Below are 19,417 nucleotides of genomic sequence, written 5' to 3'. Positions count from 1 at the left end.
GTCCTATAACTTCTGATGGAGGGGGAACTCCTCCTTCCGTTATATCTATATAGATTTATTAGATTGGACTTTGTAACTGTTAACCAGTAGTCGTTCTTGACTACACCATTATTATACTAGGAGGAAAAAAATGGGTTATAATGTTGCTGACTAAAAAGCTCTCTGCGGAAGAGGGATATACAGGAAAAACAAGCAGGAGGAAACGTGATGAATACGACAGAATTAAGACCCGGCATTTATGCGGTAGGCGTGGTGGACTGGAATGTGCGCAGCTTTCATGGCTATACGACCGACAGAGGCGCCACCTATAACGCCTATCTCATCATTGATGAGAAAATCGCCCTGATAGACACGGTGAAAGAGCCCTTTGCCCAGGAGCTTCTTGAGCGTATCAGGGAAATCGTAGATCCGGAAAAGATTGACTATCTGATATCCAACCATGTGGAGATGGATCATTCCGGGGCAATCCCGGCGGTAATGGCAAAGGCGACCCATGCAGTGATTGTCACAAGCGCTCCCAGCGGATACAACGGCCTGAAGCTGCATTACGGCGACAGCTATGAATATATGCCGGTAAAGGCGGGAGATACCCTGAGCCTTGGTAGGCATACGCTGCAGTTTGTGCCTACGCCCATGCTTCACTGGCCCGATAATATGGTTACCTACTGCCCGGAGGAAAAGATCCTGTTCTCCAACGATGCCTTCGGCCAGCATTATTCCAGCAGCAGGCGTTATGATGATGAAGTGGATATGGCCGAGGTAATGGCGGAGGCGGAGAAATATTACGCCAACATACTCATGCCCTACGGCATGCAGATGAAGAAAACCATTCCGGTAATTGAGGGGCTGGATATCAGCCTGATCGCACCAAGCCACGGCGTGATGTGGAGAAGTCATATCGGGGACATTGTGAATGCCTATAAGCATTTCAGCGATGATACGCCGGATCATAAGGCAGTGGTGGTATTTGATTCCATGTGGCATTCCACGGAGAAGATGGCGAGAGCCGTTCTTGAGGGCTTTGCAATGAAGGGAGTTCCGGTAAAGCTGTATGACCTCAAGGTTGATCACATTTCCGATATTATGACGGATGTGCTGAAGGCGGAATATGTTGCGGTAGGCTCCCCTACAATCAATAACCAGATGCTTCCCACGGTGGCATCCTTCCTCTGTTATATGAAAGGACTTGCTCCTAAAAATAAAAAAGCATTTGCCTTCGGTTCCTATGGCTGGGGCGGACAGAGCGCCGGCCTTGTCAATGACGGACTGGAAGCATGTAAATTCCAGATTGTCATGGAACCGGTAAAGGTGCAGTACATTCCTTCGGAAGCATTTCTGCAGGAGCTGTCCGAAAAGGTTGCAGCTCTTGACTGAGGCCGTACGCAGCGGATGCTGCCGATGCAGCATTCGCTGCATCGGCAGTGTTATTTACGGCGCTGCATCAGCTTCATTATCTGATTCATTTTCATCAGTTCCTCTGGGGTGCTGTATTTTTTTATCGCTTCGATAATTACCGTCATTTCCTCCTGTGTGAAGGTGATGTTTGCCGAACGGCTTCTCTGGGCGAGAGCCATGAGAAAAGGCATCAGCTCCTTCTGGGATAGCGTCTTGCTTTCAAACACCATTTTCTGAAGAAAATCCAGCTTATAAACTGGAATATCCTTTAGTGAAGGTTCCCGCATCCATTCCGGTTTATCTGCGGAATTACCCGAACCCATATAATCTGCCATAATTATTGCTCCCTTTCCGGCGGGCTGTCCTGTATATCAGTATTGCCTGTGGAAGCCGCCTCTGTGTTAAAATCCGACTGAAACATCTGGAACATGGACTGCTGGTCCGGTGAAAGCATTCCCATGAGCATATCCATGGGGTTCATGCCTCCGGCGGAAAACGGGTTGTTCCCGGCTTTTTTTCCGTCCTGTCCGGACTCCGGTGCAGAATCCTTTCCGTCTGCGGCACCAGCGGCGCCGTCTGCATCATTCGTACCCATTCCCTGAAAAAGATCCATATACTGTTTCATTTCCTCATACATCTGCATAGCATTCTGTATGGACTGGAACTGCTCCAGCATGGAACGGACCTGGGGTGAGCAGTAATTTTTTATTTTATCACAGATGTCAATTAAGGAAAAAGGAAGGGCTTCCTCCCGGAAGGCTTCCGGATGTGTGCGGGCAAAACGGAGAGTATAATCGAATTCCATGAATTTGATCATGACGGCCAGCCCTCTGCGGCTGTCTGGATTACAGTAAGGCAGAAGGATTTTCATTATCTGTATTTGGTTGGTCGTATACAGAGCATCAAATGTCTGTAAAAAATCTTTATCATGTTTCTCCATATCCCGGTCCTTCTTCCTTTCATAGAAATACTATGTCGGCGCCGGAAACATAAGAACATAAAAATAGGCTCTGAACCAGAGCCTATTTTCATGTATGCGCCGGGGAGAGGCGCGGTTACATTAGCAGAATCCGTTTCCGCCACAGCAGCAAAGCAGGATCAGAATCCAAATCCAGCTTCCACAGCCAGAGTTATTACCGCCGCATCCGCATCCGCATCCGCAGGAATCGCCGCATCCGCAGCCGAATCCGTTGCCGCCGCAGCAGCAAAGCAGGATCAGGATCCAAATCCAGCTTCCGCATCCGCTGTTTCCGCCGATTACGCCGCATCCACAGTTGTTGTTCCCGCAGTTACTTCCACATCCACATCCACAGCCGGTGTTGCTGCCGCCACAACCGGTATTGCCGCCGCATCCGCAGCCGCTTGCTGTTAAATCACTCATGTTTGTTTGCCTCCAAATTGGTTTTTATGGTTTATACTATGCCGTACAGCATGTCAGTGTTTCCTGTGGTTTTGCCATTCTTTAAAATAATTTTTTATTTTTCTTTAAGACAGGGCTGTGCGGACCTGTCCGCCCGGGAGGGGCCTTGGGGCGTTTTCTTACCTTTGGAAACAGTCATTCACCGGAAGGGAAATCAGACATATTTTAATAGAAAAAGGAAGGTAACTGTGGCAACGAAACGGTTACAGAGAAAGAATAATGAGCGATGGACCGGGTTAGAAAACTGATACATGCGGAAAGAGAGGACGTATCCCCATACACCGGGGCCGGGGTCACGGTGGCAATTCTGGATACGGGAATCGCCATGCACCCTGATTTTGCGGATCGGGTAATCGGCTTCCGGGATTTTGTGGGCACCAGCCGCATGCCCTATGACGATTGCGGACACGGAACCCATGTGGCGGGATGCCTGTGCGGCAGCGGCGCCTGCTCCGGCGGATTATATGCCGGTGTCGCACCCGGATGCCGGATTTTGTCGGGAAAGGTCCTTGATGAAAAGGGCGACGGTACCATTTCGAATATGGCGGCCGGAATTGAATGGATCCTGGATAACCAGGAGCTTTATCAAATAAAGATATTAAATATTTCTGTAAGCATGGAAGCGAAGCGTTCCATGGAAGCTAAACGTTCCATGGAAGCTAAACGTTCCATGGAAGCAAGACATTCCATGGATGAGAAGGAACATGTGAGAATGATGCAGTACCTGGTAGCCCGCCTGGAGAGGGTATGGGATGCCGGTATTTTTGTTGTTGTGGCAGCAGGCAACCGGGGACCGGCGGCGGGCAGTATTTCCCCGCTGGGGGCAAGCAGGAAGGTAGTTACGGTAGGCTGCCATGATGGAATTGCATGTCATGGAAGAAAAAACTCCTGTGAGGCATATTCAGGCAGAGGCCCTGCGGGAACGGAACTGAAAAAACCGGATATCGTGGCGCCGGGAACGGATATCATGTCCTGCAGCGCCGGGTTCCGTCAGACGGTGCGGGGCTGCAGGGACGCCTATATCATAAAAAACGGTACTTCCATGTCCACGCCCCTGGTGGCCGGAGCTGCCGCGCTGTGTCTCCAGAAATATCCGGAATACTCCAACGAACAGATAAAACGCCGGATTCTCTGGTCCGCCGCGGATCTGGGAGAGGCGTGGAGCAAACAGGGCTGGGGGATGCTGGATGTGGAGAGAGCCCTCCGGTAGATGAGATATAAAGTTAATGGAATATAACCATGTTTTATCAGGCAGATCATTTTGCCTCCCAATGCGGGACGCTGTCCGGCAGCAGGAGGCGGGCGGGTCTGTTTTTTTCTGCCGGACGGCTGAAGCCATAATATTTTTTTCAAATCCCAAGAAAAATATTGACATGATATGTATAATTGTATACAATTATACATGGATTAAGGGATAATGTATAAGACAGACCCTGTTGGGATACATAAGAGTAAGCCAGGCCGTGTGCCGGCGCGCCTGACAGGCCTGAGAAAAGGAGAAACACATGAATATGAATGAAACTTTTTCCAACCGCCCGGTAACAATGAATGAGAAAAATAACCTTCTCGAAATCGAAGAGCATATGTACATACTGGACGATGTCAAGAAACCTAATGTTTTCAGAAATATGTTTCCGTATTCGGAAATTCCGAAGATTCCCTTTAACGACAGGATTGTGCCCCATAACATGCCGAAGGATATCTGGATAACGGATACCACCTTCCGTGACGGACAGCAGTCCCGCGCGCCTTATACCACAGAACAGATTGTGACGATTTATGATTACCTGCACAGGCTGGGAGGGCCCAACGGCATGGTCCGCGCCTGTGAATTCTTCCTTTACAGCAAGAAGGACAGGGATGCAGTATATAAATGTATGGAGAGAGGATACCAGTTTCCTGAAGTAACCAGCTGGATCCGGGCCAGCAAGGAGGATTTCAGGCTGGTCAAGGAAATCGGCATGAAGGAAACGGGAATTCTGGTAAGCTGCTCAGATTACCATATCTTCATGAAGCTGAAAATGACAAGAAGACAGGCCATGGACCATTATCTGAGCGTCATCAGGGAGTGCCTTGAGGAAGGTATCAGCCCCAGATGCCATCTGGAGGACATTACCAGAGCCGATATTTACGGATATGTGGTTCCCTTCTGCGTGGAGCTGATGAAGCTGATGGAAGAATATAAGATCCCGATCAAAATCCGTGCCTGCGATACTATGGGCTACGGCGTGAATTATCCTGGCGCCGTAATCCCCAGGAGCGTGCCCGGAATCATTTATGCGATCCATACCCATGCAGGCGTGCCCCACTCCCTGATTGAATGGCATGGTCACAATGATTTTTACAAGGCGGTCGCCAATTCCACCACCGCATGGCTGTATGGCTGCTCCGGGGTAAACGCCTCTTTGTTCGGTATCGGGGAGCGTACCGGAAACACGCCTCTGGAGGCCATGGTTTTCGAATATGCGCAGCTTAAGGGCGACCTGAACGGTATGGATACCACGGTAATTACAGAGCTTGCGGAGTATTACGAGAAGGAAATCGGCTATCATATTCCGGAGAGGACACCTTTTGTGGGAAAGAATTTTAACGTGACCAGGGCAGGGATTCATGCGGACGGCCTCTTGAAAAATGAAGAGATTTATAATATATTTGATACGGAGAAGTTTTTGAACAGGCCTGTCATCTGTGCGGTATCCAACACATCCGGACTTGCGGGCATTGCTCACTGGATCAATACCTATTTCCGTCTGAAGGAAGATGAGCAGGTGAGCAAAACCTCCGAGCTGGTACATGAAGTAAAGAAATGGGTGGATGAGGAATATGCCGGCGGACGTGTTACCGTTCTGACGGATGCGGAACTCATAAAAGTAATTGATGACGCCTGCGAAAAACTTGGCATCAGCCTGAAAGGCGGCCAGAGTAAGGCGGCAGGAAAGCTGGACAGGTAAGTATGAGCGATAGAGATGTAAAGAGTGAGGTCACGGATAAATATTCCCTGCGGGGACGTGTCTTTCACAAGCTCCGGGATGACATCCTGAATGGAAAATACAAGGAAAATGAAGAGCTGCGGGAGGCAGCCGTCGGTGAGGAGATGGGCGTCAGCCGCACGCCGGTCAGAGAAGCCTTCAGACAGCTGGAGCTGGAGGGACTTCTGCAGATCGTACCCAATAAGGGGGCCTATGTTACCGGCATTACGGTGAAGGATGTGAAGGACATTTACGCCATCCGTTCCCTGCTGGAAGGACTGTGCGCCAGATGGGCCACGGAGAACATCAGCCGGGAGCAGATGGAGGAGATGGAGGAAAATATCTATCTTTCCGAATTCCATGCCGGAAAGGGCCATGCCCAGCAGCTGGCGGAGCTGGATAACCAGTTCCACGACATTCTTTATGCGGCTTCCAACAGCAAAATGCTGGAGCATGTGCTGCGGGAATTCCATGAATATGTATTGCGTGTCAGGAGAAAGACGCTCTCGGACGATGCCCGGGGCGTACAGTCCAATGCGGAGCACCGCCAGATTATGGAGGCGATCAGACAGAGGGATGCCGATCTGGCGGAACAGCTGGCCAATGCCCATATCCGCAAGGCCTACCGGAACATGGTAAAAAGCGGGTTATATGAGGCTTATGAAGAAACCGAGTCTGCGGACGGCAAGCAGGCGGAACAGGAGAATTAAAATATGAATAAAATCGAAATGAAGACTCCCCTGGTGGAGATGGACGGCGATGAAATGACCAGAATTCTGTGGCAGATGATCAAGGAGGAGCTGATTCTTCCTTTTGTGGATCTGAAAACAGAATATTACGATCTGGGACTGGAACACCGGAATGAAACCAACGATCAGGTTACCGTAGATTCCGCCGAAGCCACAAAGAAATACGGCGTTGCCGTAAAGTGCGCAACCATCACTCCCAATGCGGCCCGTATGGATGAATATAAGCTGAAGGAAATGTGGAAAAGCCCCAACGGCACCATCCGCTCCATTCTGGACGGCACCGTATTCAGGGCGCCCATCGTTGTAAAAGGAATTGAACCCTGCGTCAGGAACTGGGAAAAGCCCATCACCATCGCCCGCCATGCCTACGGCGATGTATATAAAAACGTGGAAATGAAAATCGAAGGCGTCGGTAAGGCCGAGCTTGTTTTCACCGATAAGGACGGGAAGGAATCCAGGGAAACCATACATGATTTCAAGGATGCCGGCATCATCCAGGGCATACATAACACAAAGGCTTCCATCACCAGCTTTGCTCGCGCCTGCTTCCAGTATGCGGTAAGTACAAAGCAGGATCTGTGGTTTGGAAGCAAGGATACCATTTCCAAAAAGTACGACCATACCTTCAAGGATATTTTCCAGGAGGTATATGAAGCGGAATTTAAAGAAAAATTCGAAGCGCTTGGGTTGGAATATTTCTACAGCCTGATCGATGATATCGTAGCCCGTATCATGAAAGCAAAGGGCGGCTTCATCTGGGCCTGCAAGAACTATGACGGCGACGTGATGAGCGATATGATTTCCTCCGCCTTCGGCTCCCTGGCTATGATGACCTCCGTTCTGGTATCCCCGGACGGCATTTACGAATATGAAGCCGCCCATGGAACCGTGCAGAGACATTATTACAAATATCTGAAGGGAGAAGAGACCTCCACCAACCCGGTGGCCACCATCTTCGCATGGACCGGCGCACTGAGAAAACGAGGCGAGCTGGATGGAATTTCCGCTCTCTGCGATTTCGCGGACAGGCTGGAAAAGGCAACCCTTTCCACCATTGAAAGCGGCGTTATGACAAAAGATCTGGCCCTGATTACCTCCCTGAAGGAAGTGACTGCGCTGAACAGCAGGGACTTTATCGGAGCTATCAGAAAACAACTGGAGGCATAGCGGTCCTGCGCCGGAGCGCTTCCTGGAAACGATCGGCAGGCGGTTTTTGAAAATAATGTTCAGGCAGTTTGTGAAAACAGAAGCTTGATTCCTTACGGAAATAGTGTTACAGTATTACGGGCTGATACTAATGAAAGTAAGGAGCACAGGAAAAATGAAAAAATTGATACAACAGATATTAAAGTTCGGCGTAGTAGGATTTCTCTGCTTTTTTATCGACTACGGCATCATGGTGGCTCTCACGGAGCTTTGCGGCATACCGTCGGTAATTTCCAGCGGAATCTCCTTTTCAGTATCGGTAATTGTAAATTATATTCTGAGCATTACCATGGTATTTGATGCGGACAAGGATGCGAATAAGGTAAAGCAGTTTGTTGTTTTCCTCATTCTCAGCATCATTGGCTTAGGCATCAACCAGCTGATAATGTGGGGAGGCACTTCCTGGCTGGATCAGTACATGGAACGCTCCTACATGCTTGTTAAAATAGTGGCGACGGCTGTGGTTATGGTTTATAATTTCATTACCAGAAAGATTTTCATCGAGAAAAAACCGGAGAAAAAATAGTAACGGAAAAGAAGGACAGCACACGGAACGGCTCAATAAAACAGTATAAGTTGTTTTCGGGAAACGGCGTAGCTTCAGGCTATGCCGTTTCTCCGTTTTGTGTGACGTGTAGTGATTGTTAGTTTTTCTGCGGGAAAACGGGAATGCCTTGATGTGATATCCTCATTCATGTATAATTAAATCAGCGCGGAATGTGGGAGGTTATCATATGAAACAGCTTAAAACAGCCGTAATCGTGATAGATATGCAGGCAGATTATATTGTGGAGGGCTTATCTGTTGTATCAAATTGCATTGTGGAAAAAGGAAAGTCAAGCGTCTTCGATAATCTTATTCTATTGGATATGCTGAAAGAAAATGAAAATTGAAATCGCGCCAAAGTACATCCCTGCTATGAAAGCGTTGGAGGGCTTTAGCCACATCAACGTCATTTGGTGGTTTAGCGACTTTGATAACAATGACGCAAGGAACACGCTTGACGCACCGAAACCGTATAAAAATGCCCCTGATACAATGGGCATTTTCGCCACAAGGTCGCCTATCCGCCCTAATCCGATTGCCCTAACCGCAGTAGAAGTAATACACATTGATTATCAAAAGGGGCTTATCCAGATTGCGTATATTGACGCTAACGACAATACGCCCGTTTTGGATATTAAACCTTATACGCCGAGCCTTGACCGTGTAGAAACGCCGGGTGTGCCGGAGTGGTGCAGTCACTGGCCGAAAAGTTTAGAGCAATCCGCTTATTTTGCATGGGAAGATGAATTTAATTTCTGATACCCATTAACCGCCCAACGGATAATATTAACTGTTCTTCCAGAATATTTTTCAGCGCAGTGTATTCAGAGGAATGATTACCCTTTGCAACCCACATATGAATTGATGTGGGTTGTATTTCTTCAATTACAAAAGTCCTGATATCCTGCCTGCCGCACAGAACATTTTTAGGTAACAAAGAAACACCACCGCCGTTAGAAACCAGATTCAGGATTGACTCTACAGTGTCCAGTTCTATTATTTACAAATAAACCTGCCAGCAATAACATTGGTGTGCTTTTTGAAATATTGCATTTATCCATGTAATTCCTGTTCAGTATGACAGGCTCCAGGCGTATTTTATCTGTGGAAAGCAGCCGATTTAACTGAAACATAGAAATCAAAGCCCTTTCCGGCGCATATGATACAAAAAAAGGCTACAGGATACGAATATGCAGATTTATGTTGTAAAACAGGGGGATACTGTCGATACCATTGCCGGAGAATACGGTGTTTCCGTTGAGGATATCATTTACGATAATCAGATTCCCTATCCCTATCGCCTGGCAGTGGGCATGGCGCTGCTTTTGCGGATAACGGGAGAGGAGGGTGCCGGCCGGTACGATGCATATGTCAACGGCTATGCCTATCCGTTTATCAGCAACTATGTGCTCAACCAGACCCTGCCATACTTGTCCTCCTTATCCATTTTTTCTTATGGGTTTACTACGGAAGGGAACCTTATTCCCCCGGCGATTGATGAAAGCTTCATGATTCAGGCGGCGCTTCTGGAGGACGTGGCTCCCATCCTGACCCTGACGCCCTTCGGGGCGGACGGCATGTTTAATAATTACCTGATTTCTGTCCTGGTCAATAACCAGCCGGTCAGGGATACTCTGATTGCACAGCTGCTGTTTACCATGGAACAGAAAGGCTATCAGGGAGTGGATATCGATTTTGAATACATCCTTCCTGAAGACCGGGACGCTTTCACCGCCTTTGTGGCGGAAACGAGGGCGGCGGCCAATGCGGAAGGCTACACCCTTTCCGTCGCGCTCGCGCCCAAAATATCCGATACCCAGACAGGCCTTCTCTATGAAGGAAAGGACTACGAGGGACTGGGAAGAGCGGCGGACAGCGTACTCCTCATGACCTACGAATGGGGGTATACCTACGGTCCGCCGATGGCCGTCGCGCCCCTCAACAAAGTGATCGAGGTGGTGGAATACGCCATAACAAAAATCCCTCCCGAAAAAATCGATCTGGGCATACCCAATTATGGCTACGACTGGACCCTCCCCTACATAAGAGGCGAGAGCAAAGCAGATACCATCGGCAACATAGAAGCCGTCCAGATAGCCATTGAAAACAACGCTGAAATCCTTTTTGACAGCACTGCCATGTCCCCATGGTTCCGCTATACAAGGGACGGGGCGGAACACGAGGTCTGGTTTGAGGATGTCCGCAGCCTGCGCGAAAAATTCCGCCTGGTAAAAAGCTATGGCCTGAGAGGCATGGGCTACTGGCAGATCATGCAGCTTTTCCGATCCAACTGGCTTCTTCTCGCAGATACCTTTTCCATACAAAAAAGGCCTGCCGGTTAATCCGACAGGCTTTCCCATTCCTCCATTTTAAGCAGAAGCTCTTCCTCAACCTGCTCCTTTTCCTTGGCCAGCGCCTGCAGCCTGGCAACATCCGTGCATACCTCGGGCCGCAGCATTTCCGCATCGATTTCCTGGCTGCGGGTTTCCAGACGTTCGATTTGCTCCTCACACCTTTTCAGGGCGTTTTCCTTCTTCCGCAAAGCGGCCTGCGCTTCCTTCTGCGACTGCCAGTCCTGTTTCAGACTGGAAGAAGCGGCAGAGGAGGCTTCGGATTTTATCCCGCCGGCAGCAGGAGGGAAGGCTCCGCCGGTCCCTGAAGAAAGCACTGTATTTTCCGCCTTCTTCTCCAGATAGTAATCATAATTCCCAAGATACCCGGTAAACCCGCCGTTGCAGAGCTCCAGAATCCGGGAAGCCGTGCGGTTGATAAAATAACGGTCATGGGACACATAAAGCACCGTGCCGCTGTAGCTGTTGATGGCGTCCTCCAGGATTTCCTTACTCATGATATCCAGATGGTTCGTAGGCTCATCCAGAATCAGGAAATTTGCTTCAGACAGCATCAGCTTGGCCAGAGACACACGTCCCCGTTCCCCTCCGGAAAGCATCTTAATCTGCTTGAACACATCGTCCCCGGTAAAAAGAAACGCTGCAAGAACATTCCTGATTTCCGTATTTGTGAGCGCAGGATACTCATCCGAGATTTCCTCAAACAACGTTTTGTCAGGATGCAGCACATGATGCTCCTGATCATAATATCCGATATGTACCTTTGTCCCCAGCCGGATATTTCCGGCATCCTGTTCCACAAGCCCGTTGATGATTTTTAAAATCGTGGTTTTCCCCGTCCCGTTGTCACCGATAACCGCCACATGCTCCCCGCGCTTTATGGAAAAAGACAGCCCCTCAAACAGCCGTTCCGGCCCGAACGCCTTTGCCAGATTTTCAACATCCAGCACATCGTTCCCGCTCATGATCCTGGGATGCAGCTCCATACGCATATCCGCCCGCGTTTCCACCGGCTTGTCCAACACCTCAATCTTCTGAAGCATCTTTTCCCGGCTTTCCGCCCTCCGGATGGATTTTTCACGGTTAAAGGAACGCAGCTTCTCGATTACCGCCTCCTGATGCCTGATTTCCTGCTGCTGATTCATGTAAGCATTCCACCGCGCTGCCCGGACCTGCTCCTTTTTCACCGCATAATCCGAATAATTCCCTGAAAAAACGGAAGCCTCCGTACCGTCAAGCTCAATAATTTTCGTCGCGATCTTATCCAGGAAATACCGGTCATGGGACACGATCAAAACCGCACCCTTATAATTCAGAAGATAGTTTTCCAGCCAGGCGATGGAAGACATGTCCAGATGGTTCGTAGGCTCATCCAGAATGATCAAATCCGGCCTGTCAAGCAGAAGCTTACCCAGAGCCACCCTTGTTTTTTGCCCGCCCGACAACGTACAGGCCTTCTTCGAAAACTCCTCCTCCGTAAACCCGAGCCCCTTCAAAACCCCCACGATCTCGCTCCGGTAGCTGTACCCGTCCGCCAGCTCAAACTGATGCGTATAAAGCGCATACTGCTCCATCAAAGCAGCCAGCGCCTCCCCTTCCACATGCTTCATTTCCAGCTCACACTGTCGGATCCGCTCCTCCAGCGCGATTACATCCCGCTTCACCTCAAGAAGCTCATCATAGATCGTATGCTCACTGTCCACCTCAGCATTCTGCGGAAGATACCCGAAGCTCTTATCCTTCCCGAAGACCACCTGCCCGCTGTCAGCCTCCAGCTCCCCCACAATAATCCGCAGCAAAGTAGTCTTCCCGGCCCCGTTAATCCCCACCACAGCCGCCTTCTCATAATCCTCTATATGAAAAGAACAATTCCTGAACACCTGCTTCTCATGAAAAGCCTTATTCACATTCTGACAAGATAAAACCATCCCAACTCACCTCTATAATCATTTTCTTTTTTTTGCCCTTAAATCCCTTTTCTCTTCCGCCCTACTTAGCGTACCCCGCCTGACGTCCTGCGCCGTTCTCAGGCCCACCCCCACAAGTTTACCGTTGAAGGGACGGGCTGTCAATTCAAACCTATTTAATTCATTGACATTTTTTTAACATATGTCTATAATAATTAAGTAATGGGTTCAGCCGCAGGACAGGTCTGCGCACTTGCTGCACAGACCATACAAAATGCGGCGCCTGGAAGCGGAAATCCGTCGCCAAAAGCAGGCCGGGATGGATTTTTGCCTGTAACTGCGGATGCAAAGCAGTTACAATGGGCTTGGAAAAAAGAATGGAGGCGTAACAAATTGGATAAAGAAATTTCACAGGCAGTAATCGCGCGTCTTCCCAGATATTTCCGGTACCTTGGTGAACTGAAGGACAGTGGCGTGGAACGCATTTCCTCTCAGGAGCTGAGCAGGCTGATGCATGTTACCGCATCCCAGATCCGGCAGGATTTCAATAATTTCGGAGGCTTCGGACAACAGGGGTATGGCTATAACGTGGAGTATCTGTATACCGAGATCGGCAAGATACTCGGATTGGATAAAAAGCATCATCTGATAATCATTGGTGCGGGCAATCTTGGCCAGGCGCTGGCTAATTATATGAATTTTGAGCGCCGCGGCTTCATTTTTACAGGCGTATTTGATATCAATGAAAAGCTGCACGGAAAAATGATCCGCGGGATGAAGGTCCGCCCCATGGAAGAAATGCAGGAATTTGTCAGAGAAAACAATATTGATATCGCGGTGCTTACCATACCGAAGGAAGGCGCGGCCGCCGCAGCTGAAAAGCTGGTGGGAATGGGAATCAAGGCCATATGGAATTTCGCCCATGTGGATTTGGATGTGCCTGACAGCGTACAGGTGGAAAACGTACACCTGTCGGACAGCCTCATCAAGCTGTCCTATATGATAAATCAATATGAAAATGAGTTGGAAGAGAAAGAAAAGAACGCTTCCGGTGAGGCGTAAAGACAGGCTTGTATAAAGGGTGCCGTGTTCCCGGACGGGAATGCGGCAGTCTGGTAAATGCGTCAGGGCAGCAGGCTCAGGACGCATTTTTGCATGATTTGGGAATTCGGAAGCTGCGGTTTGCGGGGAGATAAAAATGGAATATCTGGTTACCTCGGCGGAAATGAAACGCTGTGATGGAAATACAATAGAACATTTCGGCATGCCTTCCATGGTGCTGATGGAAAGGGCGGCGCTGGCCTGTGCGGAAGAACTGATCGCACGGGATAAGAAGCTGAAGGAAGCGATGCGCCCCTTTGGGCCTGTGCCTCCTGCCAACAGAACGCTGGTTGCCGCAGGCACCGGCAATAACGGCGGCGACGGGCTGGCCATAGGCAGGCTGCTGAGCCAGGCGGGCTTTCCGGTGGATTTTGTACTGCTGGGCAAAGAAGAAAAGTGTTCCGCGGAAACGGCGGCCCAGCTTAAAATTCTTGAAAACTATGGATACCGGGTCATGCGCAAACTCCCGGAACGGGAATATGATATTATCATAGACTCGATTTTTGGCATTGGACTGACAAGGCCTGTGGAAGGCAGCTTCGCGGAGGCGGTGGAATATATCAACGCACAGGACGCCTATGTCCTTTCCGTAGATATCCCTTCCGGCATCCATGGGGATACCGGGGAGGTGATGGGCTGCGCCGTACAGGCGGATGTAACGGTAACCTTTGGATTCCGCAAGCTGGGACTTGTTTTATATCCGGGCGCCCGGTATGCGGGAAAGGTGCTCTGCGCCGATATCGGAATTACACAGGAAGGCTTTCTGGGAGAGTATCCCCGGATTTTTACCTGGAACAAAGAAGACAGAGGATTCCTGCCGGTAAGGCTCCAGGAGGGAAATAAGGGCACCTTCGGTAAGGTGCTCCTAATCGCGGGAAGCCGGGGAATGGCGGGCGCCTGCGAGCTGTCTGCGGCGGCCGTGTTAAAAAGCGGCGCGGGCATGGTGCGGGCGGTGACGCCGGAAAGCAACCGTGTTATTATGCAGACAGCGCTGCCGGAAGCCATGCTCACCACCTATGAGAAATGGACGCCGCAGGCGGAAGAAAAGCTGAGAGAGGCCTGTGCCTGGGCGAATGTAATCGCTGTCGGCCCGGGGTTTGGAAAAAGCCCGGAAGCACTGCGGATACTGGAGGCGGTGCTAAAGCAGACGATGCAGCCACTGATAATAGACGCGGACGCGCTGAATCTGCTGTCAGAACACAGAGAGCTTCTGGATGAGCTGATACAAAGGCAGCAGGAGCCGGAAACAAGGCGTGAGCTGATCCTTACGCCACATCCGGGAGAATTCGGCAGGCTTGCGGGAAAGAAAACGGATGAAATCCAAAAAGAAGCGGCTGCGCTGACCCTGGAATGGGCAGCCAGGCTGCAGGCCGCATTTATCTGTAAGGGCGCACGCACGCTGGTGGGAAGCCCGGAGGGAAGGCTGTATATGAATCTTACCGGCAACAGCGGTATGGCCACGGCGGGCAGCGGCGACGTGCTCACCGGCATTCTGGCCGGACTTTCCGCCCAGGGAATGCATGCTTTTGATGCCGCCTGTGCGGGAGTGTATCTGCACGGTATGGCAGGAGACCGGGCCGCGCATAAAAAAAGCGAATACGGCGTCACTGCCGGCGATTTGACCCTGGAACTGGAAGCCCTGTTTCCGGAGCTTTTAAAGAAATTGCAATAAAGAAAACGCCGTAAAGAAAACACCGTAAATAAAGTACTGTAAGAAAAACCTGCGATGCCGGGTGCGGGAGAAGCTTAAAATTCCTTTCAAACTACTGATTGATGCAGAATCGCAGGCAACCTGCGATATGCGGGAGGTAAAAATAAGATGAAGAATTATGACAGAATATGGGCGACGGTGGATCTGGATGCGATAAAACACAATATGGCCGCCATGAAAGTCAATCTCCGGGAGGAGACGAAGATCATTGCCGTGGTGAAAACAGACGGCTATGGCCATGGGGCGGTGCCCATTGCCCATGAAATAGAGGATTTGCCGTACCTGTACGGCTTTGCCGTGGCAACGGTGGAAGAAGCCCTGATATTACGGGGCAGCGGCATACGCAAACCGGTGCTGATTCTGGGCTATACCTTTCCCTACTGCTATGAGAAAATGGCAAGAGAGGAAATCCGTCCGGCCGTGTTCCGTGAGGATATGCTGGAGGAAATGGGAAAAGCGGCCGTTTCCTGCGGCCGCCCTGTGAAAATACATATCAAGGTGGATACGGGAATGAGCCGTATCGGAATCCGTCCGGATGAGAGCGGCCTTGCCTTTGTCAGAAAATGCATGGAAACTCCGGGGATAGAAATCGAAGGGATTTTCACTCATTTTGCCAGGGCTGATGAAACGGATAAGACGCCGGCAAGGCAGCAGCTGGAACAGTTCCTTGATTTTACCGGACGGATCCGCAGGGAGCTGGGCATACATATTCCCGTGCAGCACTGTTCCAACAGCGCCGGCATCGTAGGGCTTGGGGAAGCAAACCTGGATGTGGTCAGGGCAGGAATAACCCTTTACGGCCTGTGGCCGTCGGAGCAGGTGGCAAAGGATATCGTTCCTTTAAAGCCGGTGCTCTCCTTAAGAAGCCGCATCGTATACATAAAAGAACTGGAAGCCGGCAGGGCTGTCAGCTACGGCGGGACCTTCGTGACGCAGGCTCCCACCCGGGTAGCCACCATACCGGCCGGATATGGGGATGGATATCCCAGAGGCCTTTCCAACAAGGGCAGCGTGCTGATCGCGGGAAAACGCGCGCCGATTCTGGGACGGATATGCATGGATCAGTTTATGGTGGATGTCACCGGGATACCCGAAGCGAAGGAAGGCGACGTGGTCACCCTCATAGGACCGGACGGGGACGATGCCATAACCATGGAGGAGCTGGGAGAGCTTTCCGGCCGCTTTAATTATGAGCTGGCCTGCTGTCTGAATAAGAGGGTTCCCAGAGTCTATGTGAAGGACGGGGAAACCGTTTACAGCAAGGACTCCTTCCGGGATTTCCGCTAGAGAGGAAAGCAGTTTTCAAATACGCTCCAAAAATCACCCTACCTGAATACCTTCCGAAAAACAGGCAATAATATTGCAAGACAGCCGGATTACTTAAGACGCTGCGGCTGCCTGTAAGGATGTAACGCTTTCCGGAGAAGAAGGAGATCAGGACATGAGACGCGGAGATATCTATTATGCGGATTTAAGACCGGTAATTGGATCGGAGCAGGGCGGAATCAGGCCGGTATTGATCATACAGAACGATGTGGGAAACAAACACAGCCCTACTGTGATTTGCGCCGCAATTACCTCCAGGATGAATAAAGCGAAGCTCCCCACGCATATCGAGCTGCGCGCAGGGGAGTATGATATTGTAAAGGATTCCGTCATTCTCCTGGAACAGCTGCGGACAATTGACAAGCAGCGTTTAAAGACAAAAGTCTGTCATCTGAATGAATCCACCATGGCCCGTGTAAACCAGGCCCTGAAAATCAGCCTGGAATTAAATACATAAGCTAAGCCAGGTTTCTTGACGTTTTTTTACCAAGATGATATATTAAGATGAGTTTGAAAAGGAGTTGATAGAATGGACGATGGTGGGCCTACTGCCAGTATACTTTTATTTCTGGGGCTTTTGCTCCTGGAAGCATATTGTTACGGCTTCGGCGCTGCGATTCATGGACTGAATGAAAAAGAGGTGGAAAGAAAAGCGATAGAGGAGAATGATAAAAGGTCTCTTTTGCTGAGCAGGCTTGTGGGAAAGCCGTCCCGGTACGTTAATACGGTTCAGCTGGTGGTAACCTTTCTGAACCTGTGCATGGGCGGCATGTATCTGCGTGTCTGGAGCTCCCATATCAGGAAAATGCTCCGGGCGCTTGCGGAAAGGCAGGCGGGGCTGTCTCCTTTTATGGGCGGGCTGATTACAGCGGCCTCCCTGGTGATTACCGTGATCCTTCTGCTTTACATACTGCTGGTTTTCGGCACGCTGATACCGAAGAAGCTGGCTTCCCGGTCACCGGAGAAATGGGCTTACAGAATGATTAAGCCCGTTTCCGCCGTTATGACCATTTTTACGCCTCTGACAGGACTTTTTTCCGTAACGGCGTACGGGATACTGAAGCTGTTCGGCATGCATCCGGATGAAGACAGCATTGATGTGACGGAGGAAGAGATCATTTCCATGGTAAATGAAGGCCATGAGCAGGGCGTAATCCAGGCCAGCGAAGCGGAGATGATAACCAATATTTTTGAATTCGGGGACAAGCGTGCCGAGGATATCATGACCAACCGCACGAATATCGTGGCCATTGACTGTGAGATGACCTTCGGCGATGCGATCCAGTTCATGCTGAACGGACGCAACAGCAGATACCCGGTGTATGAAGAAAATATTGATCATATCATCGGCATTCTCCATATGAAGGATGCACTGCGCAGACAGTCTGCGACCGATCCGGGAATGAAGGTCCGGGATATTCCCGGGCTGCTCAGGGATGCCAGGTTCATACCTGAGACGAGGAAGGTGGATTCCCTGTTCAAGACAATGCAGTCTACCAAATGCCAGATGGTTATTGTCCTGGACGAATACGGGCAGACCGCGGGCATGATAGCCATGGAAGATATACTGGAAGAAATAGTAGGCAATATTCTGGATGAATATGATGTGGATGAATCCTATATCAGGGAAAAGAGCAAGGACGAATACATCATAGAAGGGAAGACTCCTCTGGAGGAGCTGGAGGAGCTGTTTGACATTTCCTTTGATGAAAGCGAGTTTGAGACATTGAACGGATTCCTGATTGCAAAGCTGGAGCATATCCCCGAGCCGGACGAGCAGTTTGATATCCGGATCGACGGATATGATTTCAAGGTGCTTTCCGTGGAAAACAAAATGATAAAGACGGTCCTTGTGAAAAAGCTCCCCGAAGAAAGCGGCGCCGCCTGTGAAGAGCAGCCCCTTTCCGGAAAAACAGAAGAAGACAGGCGTTCCTCCGGCCAGGATAAGGCGGGAGAAAGCGGAAACAAGTGATGGATAAAAAAGGAGAAAGAAAAATGTCAGGACATTCAAAATTTGCAAACATTAAGCATAAAAAAGAAAAAAATGATGCTGCCAAGGGCAAAATTTTTACCATTCTGGGAAGGGAAATTGCCGTTGCGGTAAAGGAGGGCGGCCCGGATCCGGCCAATAACTTCAAGCTTTCCCAGGTGATTGCCAAAGCAAAGGCCAACAACATGCCCAACGATACCATTGAACGCGGCATCAAGAAGGCCGCCGGCGATGTGGGAAATGTAAATTATGAATACGTAACCTATGAAGGCTACGGTCCCAACGGCATCGCCATCATAGTTGATGCGCTTACCGATAACAAGAACCGTACGGCCGCCAATGTAAGGAGCGCCTTTACCAAGGGCAACGGCAGCATCGGGACACCCGGCTGCGTATCCTTCATGTTTGACAAAAGAGGACAGATCATCATCGACAAGGAAGAATGTGAAATGGAAGCGGATGATCTGATGATGATGGCTCTGGATGCCGGCGCGGAGGATTTTGGCGAAGAGGAAGACAGCTTTGAAATCCTTACGGCTCCCGATGATCTGGAGGCTGTGCAGAAAGCGCTGGAGGAAGCCGGCATTGTCCTGGCAAGCGCCGAAGTGACCATGATCCCCCAGAATTATGTGGAGCTTACCGATGAAACAGCATTAAAGAACCTGCAGCGTACGCTGGATCTGCTGGATGACGATGACGACGTACAGGCGGTATATCATAACTGGGATGAGTAAATCCTAAAGGGA

The 19,417-nt window shown here is 50.1% G+C and carries 19 protein-coding genes; 15 read left to right on the top strand and 4 right to left on the bottom strand.

Annotation, left to right across the window (positions count from 1 at the left end):
* The first annotated feature begins 207 nt into the window (after nt 1-207).
* Nucleotides 208-1,374: an FprA family A-type flavoprotein gene (locus tag FYJ45_RS11845; RefSeq protein ID WP_154464748.1), complete on the top strand. Its 1,167-nt coding sequence runs from the start codon at nt 208-210 to the stop codon at nt 1,372-1,374.
* Between the two features lie 50 nt (nt 1,375-1,424).
* Here the strand turns inward: FYJ45_RS11845 and FYJ45_RS11840 are convergent, their stop codons facing one another.
* The 3 genes from FYJ45_RS11840 to FYJ45_RS11830 all read right to left on the bottom strand — a co-directional run bounded on the left by FYJ45_RS11840 (nt 1,425) and on the right by FYJ45_RS11830 (nt 2,776).
* Nucleotides 1,425-1,730: a hypothetical protein gene (locus FYJ45_RS11840; protein ID WP_154464747.1), complete on the bottom strand. Its 306-nt coding sequence runs from the start codon at nt 1,728-1,730 to the stop codon at nt 1,425-1,427.
* A 2-nt stretch (nt 1,731-1,732) separates the two neighbouring features.
* Nucleotides 1,733-2,335, bottom strand: a complete 603-nt coding sequence (locus FYJ45_RS11835; protein WP_154464746.1) for a hypothetical protein — start codon at nt 2,333-2,335, stop codon at nt 1,733-1,735.
* 120 nt (nt 2,336-2,455) lie between these two features.
* Complete coding sequence (locus FYJ45_RS11830) at nt 2,456-2,776, bottom strand: hypothetical protein (protein WP_154464745.1); 321 nt, start codon at nt 2,774-2,776, stop codon at nt 2,456-2,458.
* A gap of 265 nt (nt 2,777-3,041) precedes the next feature.
* On the opposite strand from FYJ45_RS11830, the gene FYJ45_RS11825 reads away from it, so the two are divergent.
* From FYJ45_RS11825 to FYJ45_RS11790, 8 genes are all read left to right on the top strand, one after another.
* Nucleotides 3,042-4,025, top strand: a complete 984-nt coding sequence (locus tag FYJ45_RS11825) for a S8 family peptidase (RefSeq protein ID WP_154464744.1) — start codon at nt 3,042-3,044, stop codon at nt 4,023-4,025.
* A gap of 295 nt (nt 4,026-4,320) precedes the next feature.
* A complete protein-coding gene (locus FYJ45_RS11820; RefSeq protein ID WP_021636744.1) occupies nt 4,321-5,766 on the top strand; it encodes a beta/alpha barrel domain-containing protein in 1,446 nt (481 codons plus the stop codon).
* A 2-nt stretch (nt 5,767-5,768) separates the two neighbouring features.
* A complete protein-coding gene (locus FYJ45_RS11815) occupies nt 5,769-6,494 on the top strand; it encodes a GntR family transcriptional regulator (protein WP_154464743.1) in 726 nt (241 codons plus the stop codon).
* Between the two features lie 3 nt (nt 6,495-6,497).
* Nucleotides 6,498-7,700, top strand: coding sequence for an NADP-dependent isocitrate dehydrogenase (locus FYJ45_RS11810; protein WP_154464742.1), 1,203 nt, complete (start codon nt 6,498-6,500; stop codon nt 7,698-7,700).
* A gap of 154 nt (nt 7,701-7,854) precedes the next feature.
* The gene (locus tag FYJ45_RS11805) at nt 7,855-8,265 is read left to right on the top strand and encodes a GtrA family protein (RefSeq protein WP_154464741.1); all 411 of its coding nucleotides are present in this window, start codon (nt 7,855-7,857) and stop codon (nt 8,263-8,265) included.
* 208 nt (nt 8,266-8,473) lie between these two features.
* The gene (locus tag FYJ45_RS11800; RefSeq protein WP_154464740.1) at nt 8,474-8,632 is read left to right on the top strand and encodes a hypothetical protein; all 159 of its coding nucleotides are present in this window, start codon (nt 8,474-8,476) and stop codon (nt 8,630-8,632) included.
* The gene (locus FYJ45_RS11795) at nt 8,622-9,044 is read left to right on the top strand and encodes an SAM-dependent methyltransferase (RefSeq protein ID WP_154464739.1); all 423 of its coding nucleotides are present in this window, start codon (nt 8,622-8,624) and stop codon (nt 9,042-9,044) included. The genes FYJ45_RS11800 and FYJ45_RS11795 overlap by 11 nt, the downstream gene beginning before the upstream one ends.
* A gap of 431 nt (nt 9,045-9,475) precedes the next feature.
* Nucleotides 9,476-10,627: a glycosyl hydrolase family 18 protein gene (locus FYJ45_RS11790; RefSeq protein WP_154464738.1), complete on the top strand. Its 1,152-nt coding sequence runs from the start codon at nt 9,476-9,478 to the stop codon at nt 10,625-10,627.
* On the opposite strand, the gene FYJ45_RS11785 is transcribed toward FYJ45_RS11790, so the two are convergent.
* Nucleotides 10,624-12,564, bottom strand: coding sequence for an ABC-F family ATP-binding cassette domain-containing protein (locus FYJ45_RS11785; RefSeq protein ID WP_154464737.1), 1,941 nt, complete (start codon nt 12,562-12,564; stop codon nt 10,624-10,626). The genes FYJ45_RS11790 and FYJ45_RS11785 overlap by 4 nt on opposite strands.
* 372 nt (nt 12,565-12,936) lie before the next feature.
* Between FYJ45_RS11785 and FYJ45_RS11780 the strand changes: the two genes are divergently transcribed.
* From FYJ45_RS11780 to FYJ45_RS11755, 6 genes are all read left to right on the top strand, one after another.
* Nucleotides 12,937-13,605, top strand: coding sequence for a redox-sensing transcriptional repressor Rex (locus tag FYJ45_RS11780; RefSeq protein ID WP_025490110.1), 669 nt, complete (start codon nt 12,937-12,939; stop codon nt 13,603-13,605).
* A 136-nt stretch (nt 13,606-13,741) separates the two neighbouring features.
* Complete coding sequence (locus FYJ45_RS11775; RefSeq protein ID WP_154464736.1) at nt 13,742-15,316, top strand: NAD(P)H-hydrate dehydratase; 1,575 nt, start codon at nt 13,742-13,744, stop codon at nt 15,314-15,316.
* 147 nt (nt 15,317-15,463) lie between these two features.
* Nucleotides 15,464-16,642: an alanine racemase gene (gene alr, locus FYJ45_RS11770; RefSeq protein ID WP_154464735.1), complete on the top strand. Its 1,179-nt coding sequence runs from the start codon at nt 15,464-15,466 to the stop codon at nt 16,640-16,642.
* A 154-nt stretch (nt 16,643-16,796) separates the two neighbouring features.
* A complete protein-coding gene (locus tag FYJ45_RS11765) occupies nt 16,797-17,138 on the top strand; it encodes a type II toxin-antitoxin system PemK/MazF family toxin (protein ID WP_154464734.1) in 342 nt (113 codons plus the stop codon).
* Nucleotides 17,139-17,210: 72 nt separating this feature from the next.
* Nucleotides 17,211-18,653 (top strand): hemolysin family protein, encoded by a 1,443-nt coding sequence (locus tag FYJ45_RS11760; RefSeq protein ID WP_154464733.1) that lies wholly within the window; start codon nt 17,211-17,213, stop codon nt 18,651-18,653.
* A gap of 23 nt (nt 18,654-18,676) precedes the next feature.
* Nucleotides 18,677-19,405, top strand: coding sequence for a YebC/PmpR family DNA-binding transcriptional regulator (locus tag FYJ45_RS11755; protein WP_021636722.1), 729 nt, complete (start codon nt 18,677-18,679; stop codon nt 19,403-19,405).
* The last annotated feature ends 12 nt before the right edge of the window (nt 19,406-19,417 follow it).

This window comes from Eisenbergiella porci (assembly GCF_009696275.1).
Lineage (GTDB): Bacteria > Bacillota > Clostridia > Lachnospirales > Lachnospiraceae > Eisenbergiella > Eisenbergiella porci.
This window is presented reverse-complemented; position numbering and strand designations above follow the sequence as displayed.

What these genes read in the sequence shown, in the direction of transcription:
- FYJ45_RS11845 (WP_154464748.1), top strand. Translation starts at nt 208, where the DNA reads ATGAATACGACAGAATTAAGACCCGGCATTTATGCGGTAGGCGTGGTG.
- FYJ45_RS11840 (WP_154464747.1), bottom strand. Translation starts at nt 1,730, where the DNA reads ATGGCAGATTATATGGGTTCGGGTAATTCCGCAGATAAACCGGAATGG.
- FYJ45_RS11835 (WP_154464746.1), bottom strand. Translation starts at nt 2,335, where the DNA reads ATGGAGAAACATGATAAAGATTTTTTACAGACATTTGATGCTCTGTAT.
- FYJ45_RS11830 (WP_154464745.1), bottom strand. Translation starts at nt 2,776, where the DNA reads ATGAGTGATTTAACAGCAAGCGGCTGCGGATGCGGCGGCAATACCGGT.
- FYJ45_RS11825 (WP_154464744.1), top strand. Translation starts at nt 3,042, where the DNA reads ATGGACCGGGTTAGAAAACTGATACATGCGGAAAGAGAGGACGTATCC.
- FYJ45_RS11820 (WP_021636744.1), top strand. Translation starts at nt 4,321, where the DNA reads ATGAATATGAATGAAACTTTTTCCAACCGCCCGGTAACAATGAATGAG.
- FYJ45_RS11815 (WP_154464743.1), top strand. Translation starts at nt 5,769, where the DNA reads ATGAGCGATAGAGATGTAAAGAGTGAGGTCACGGATAAATATTCCCTG.
- FYJ45_RS11810 (WP_154464742.1), top strand. Translation starts at nt 6,498, where the DNA reads ATGAATAAAATCGAAATGAAGACTCCCCTGGTGGAGATGGACGGCGAT.
- FYJ45_RS11805 (WP_154464741.1), top strand. Translation starts at nt 7,855, where the DNA reads ATGAAAAAATTGATACAACAGATATTAAAGTTCGGCGTAGTAGGATTT.
- FYJ45_RS11800 (WP_154464740.1), top strand. Translation starts at nt 8,474, where the DNA reads ATGAAACAGCTTAAAACAGCCGTAATCGTGATAGATATGCAGGCAGAT.
- FYJ45_RS11795 (WP_154464739.1), top strand. Translation starts at nt 8,622, where the DNA reads ATGAAAATTGAAATCGCGCCAAAGTACATCCCTGCTATGAAAGCGTTG.
- FYJ45_RS11790 (WP_154464738.1), top strand. Translation starts at nt 9,476, where the DNA reads ATGCAGATTTATGTTGTAAAACAGGGGGATACTGTCGATACCATTGCC.
- FYJ45_RS11785 (WP_154464737.1), bottom strand. Translation starts at nt 12,564, where the DNA reads ATGGTTTTATCTTGTCAGAATGTGAATAAGGCTTTTCATGAGAAGCAG.
- FYJ45_RS11775 (WP_154464736.1), top strand. Translation starts at nt 13,742, where the DNA reads ATGGAATATCTGGTTACCTCGGCGGAAATGAAACGCTGTGATGGAAAT.
- alr (WP_154464735.1), top strand. Translation starts at nt 15,464, where the DNA reads ATGAAGAATTATGACAGAATATGGGCGACGGTGGATCTGGATGCGATA.
- FYJ45_RS11765 (WP_154464734.1), top strand. Translation starts at nt 16,797, where the DNA reads ATGAGACGCGGAGATATCTATTATGCGGATTTAAGACCGGTAATTGGA.
- FYJ45_RS11760 (WP_154464733.1), top strand. Translation starts at nt 17,211, where the DNA reads ATGGACGATGGTGGGCCTACTGCCAGTATACTTTTATTTCTGGGGCTT.
- FYJ45_RS11755 (WP_021636722.1), top strand. Translation starts at nt 18,677, where the DNA reads ATGTCAGGACATTCAAAATTTGCAAACATTAAGCATAAAAAAGAAAAA.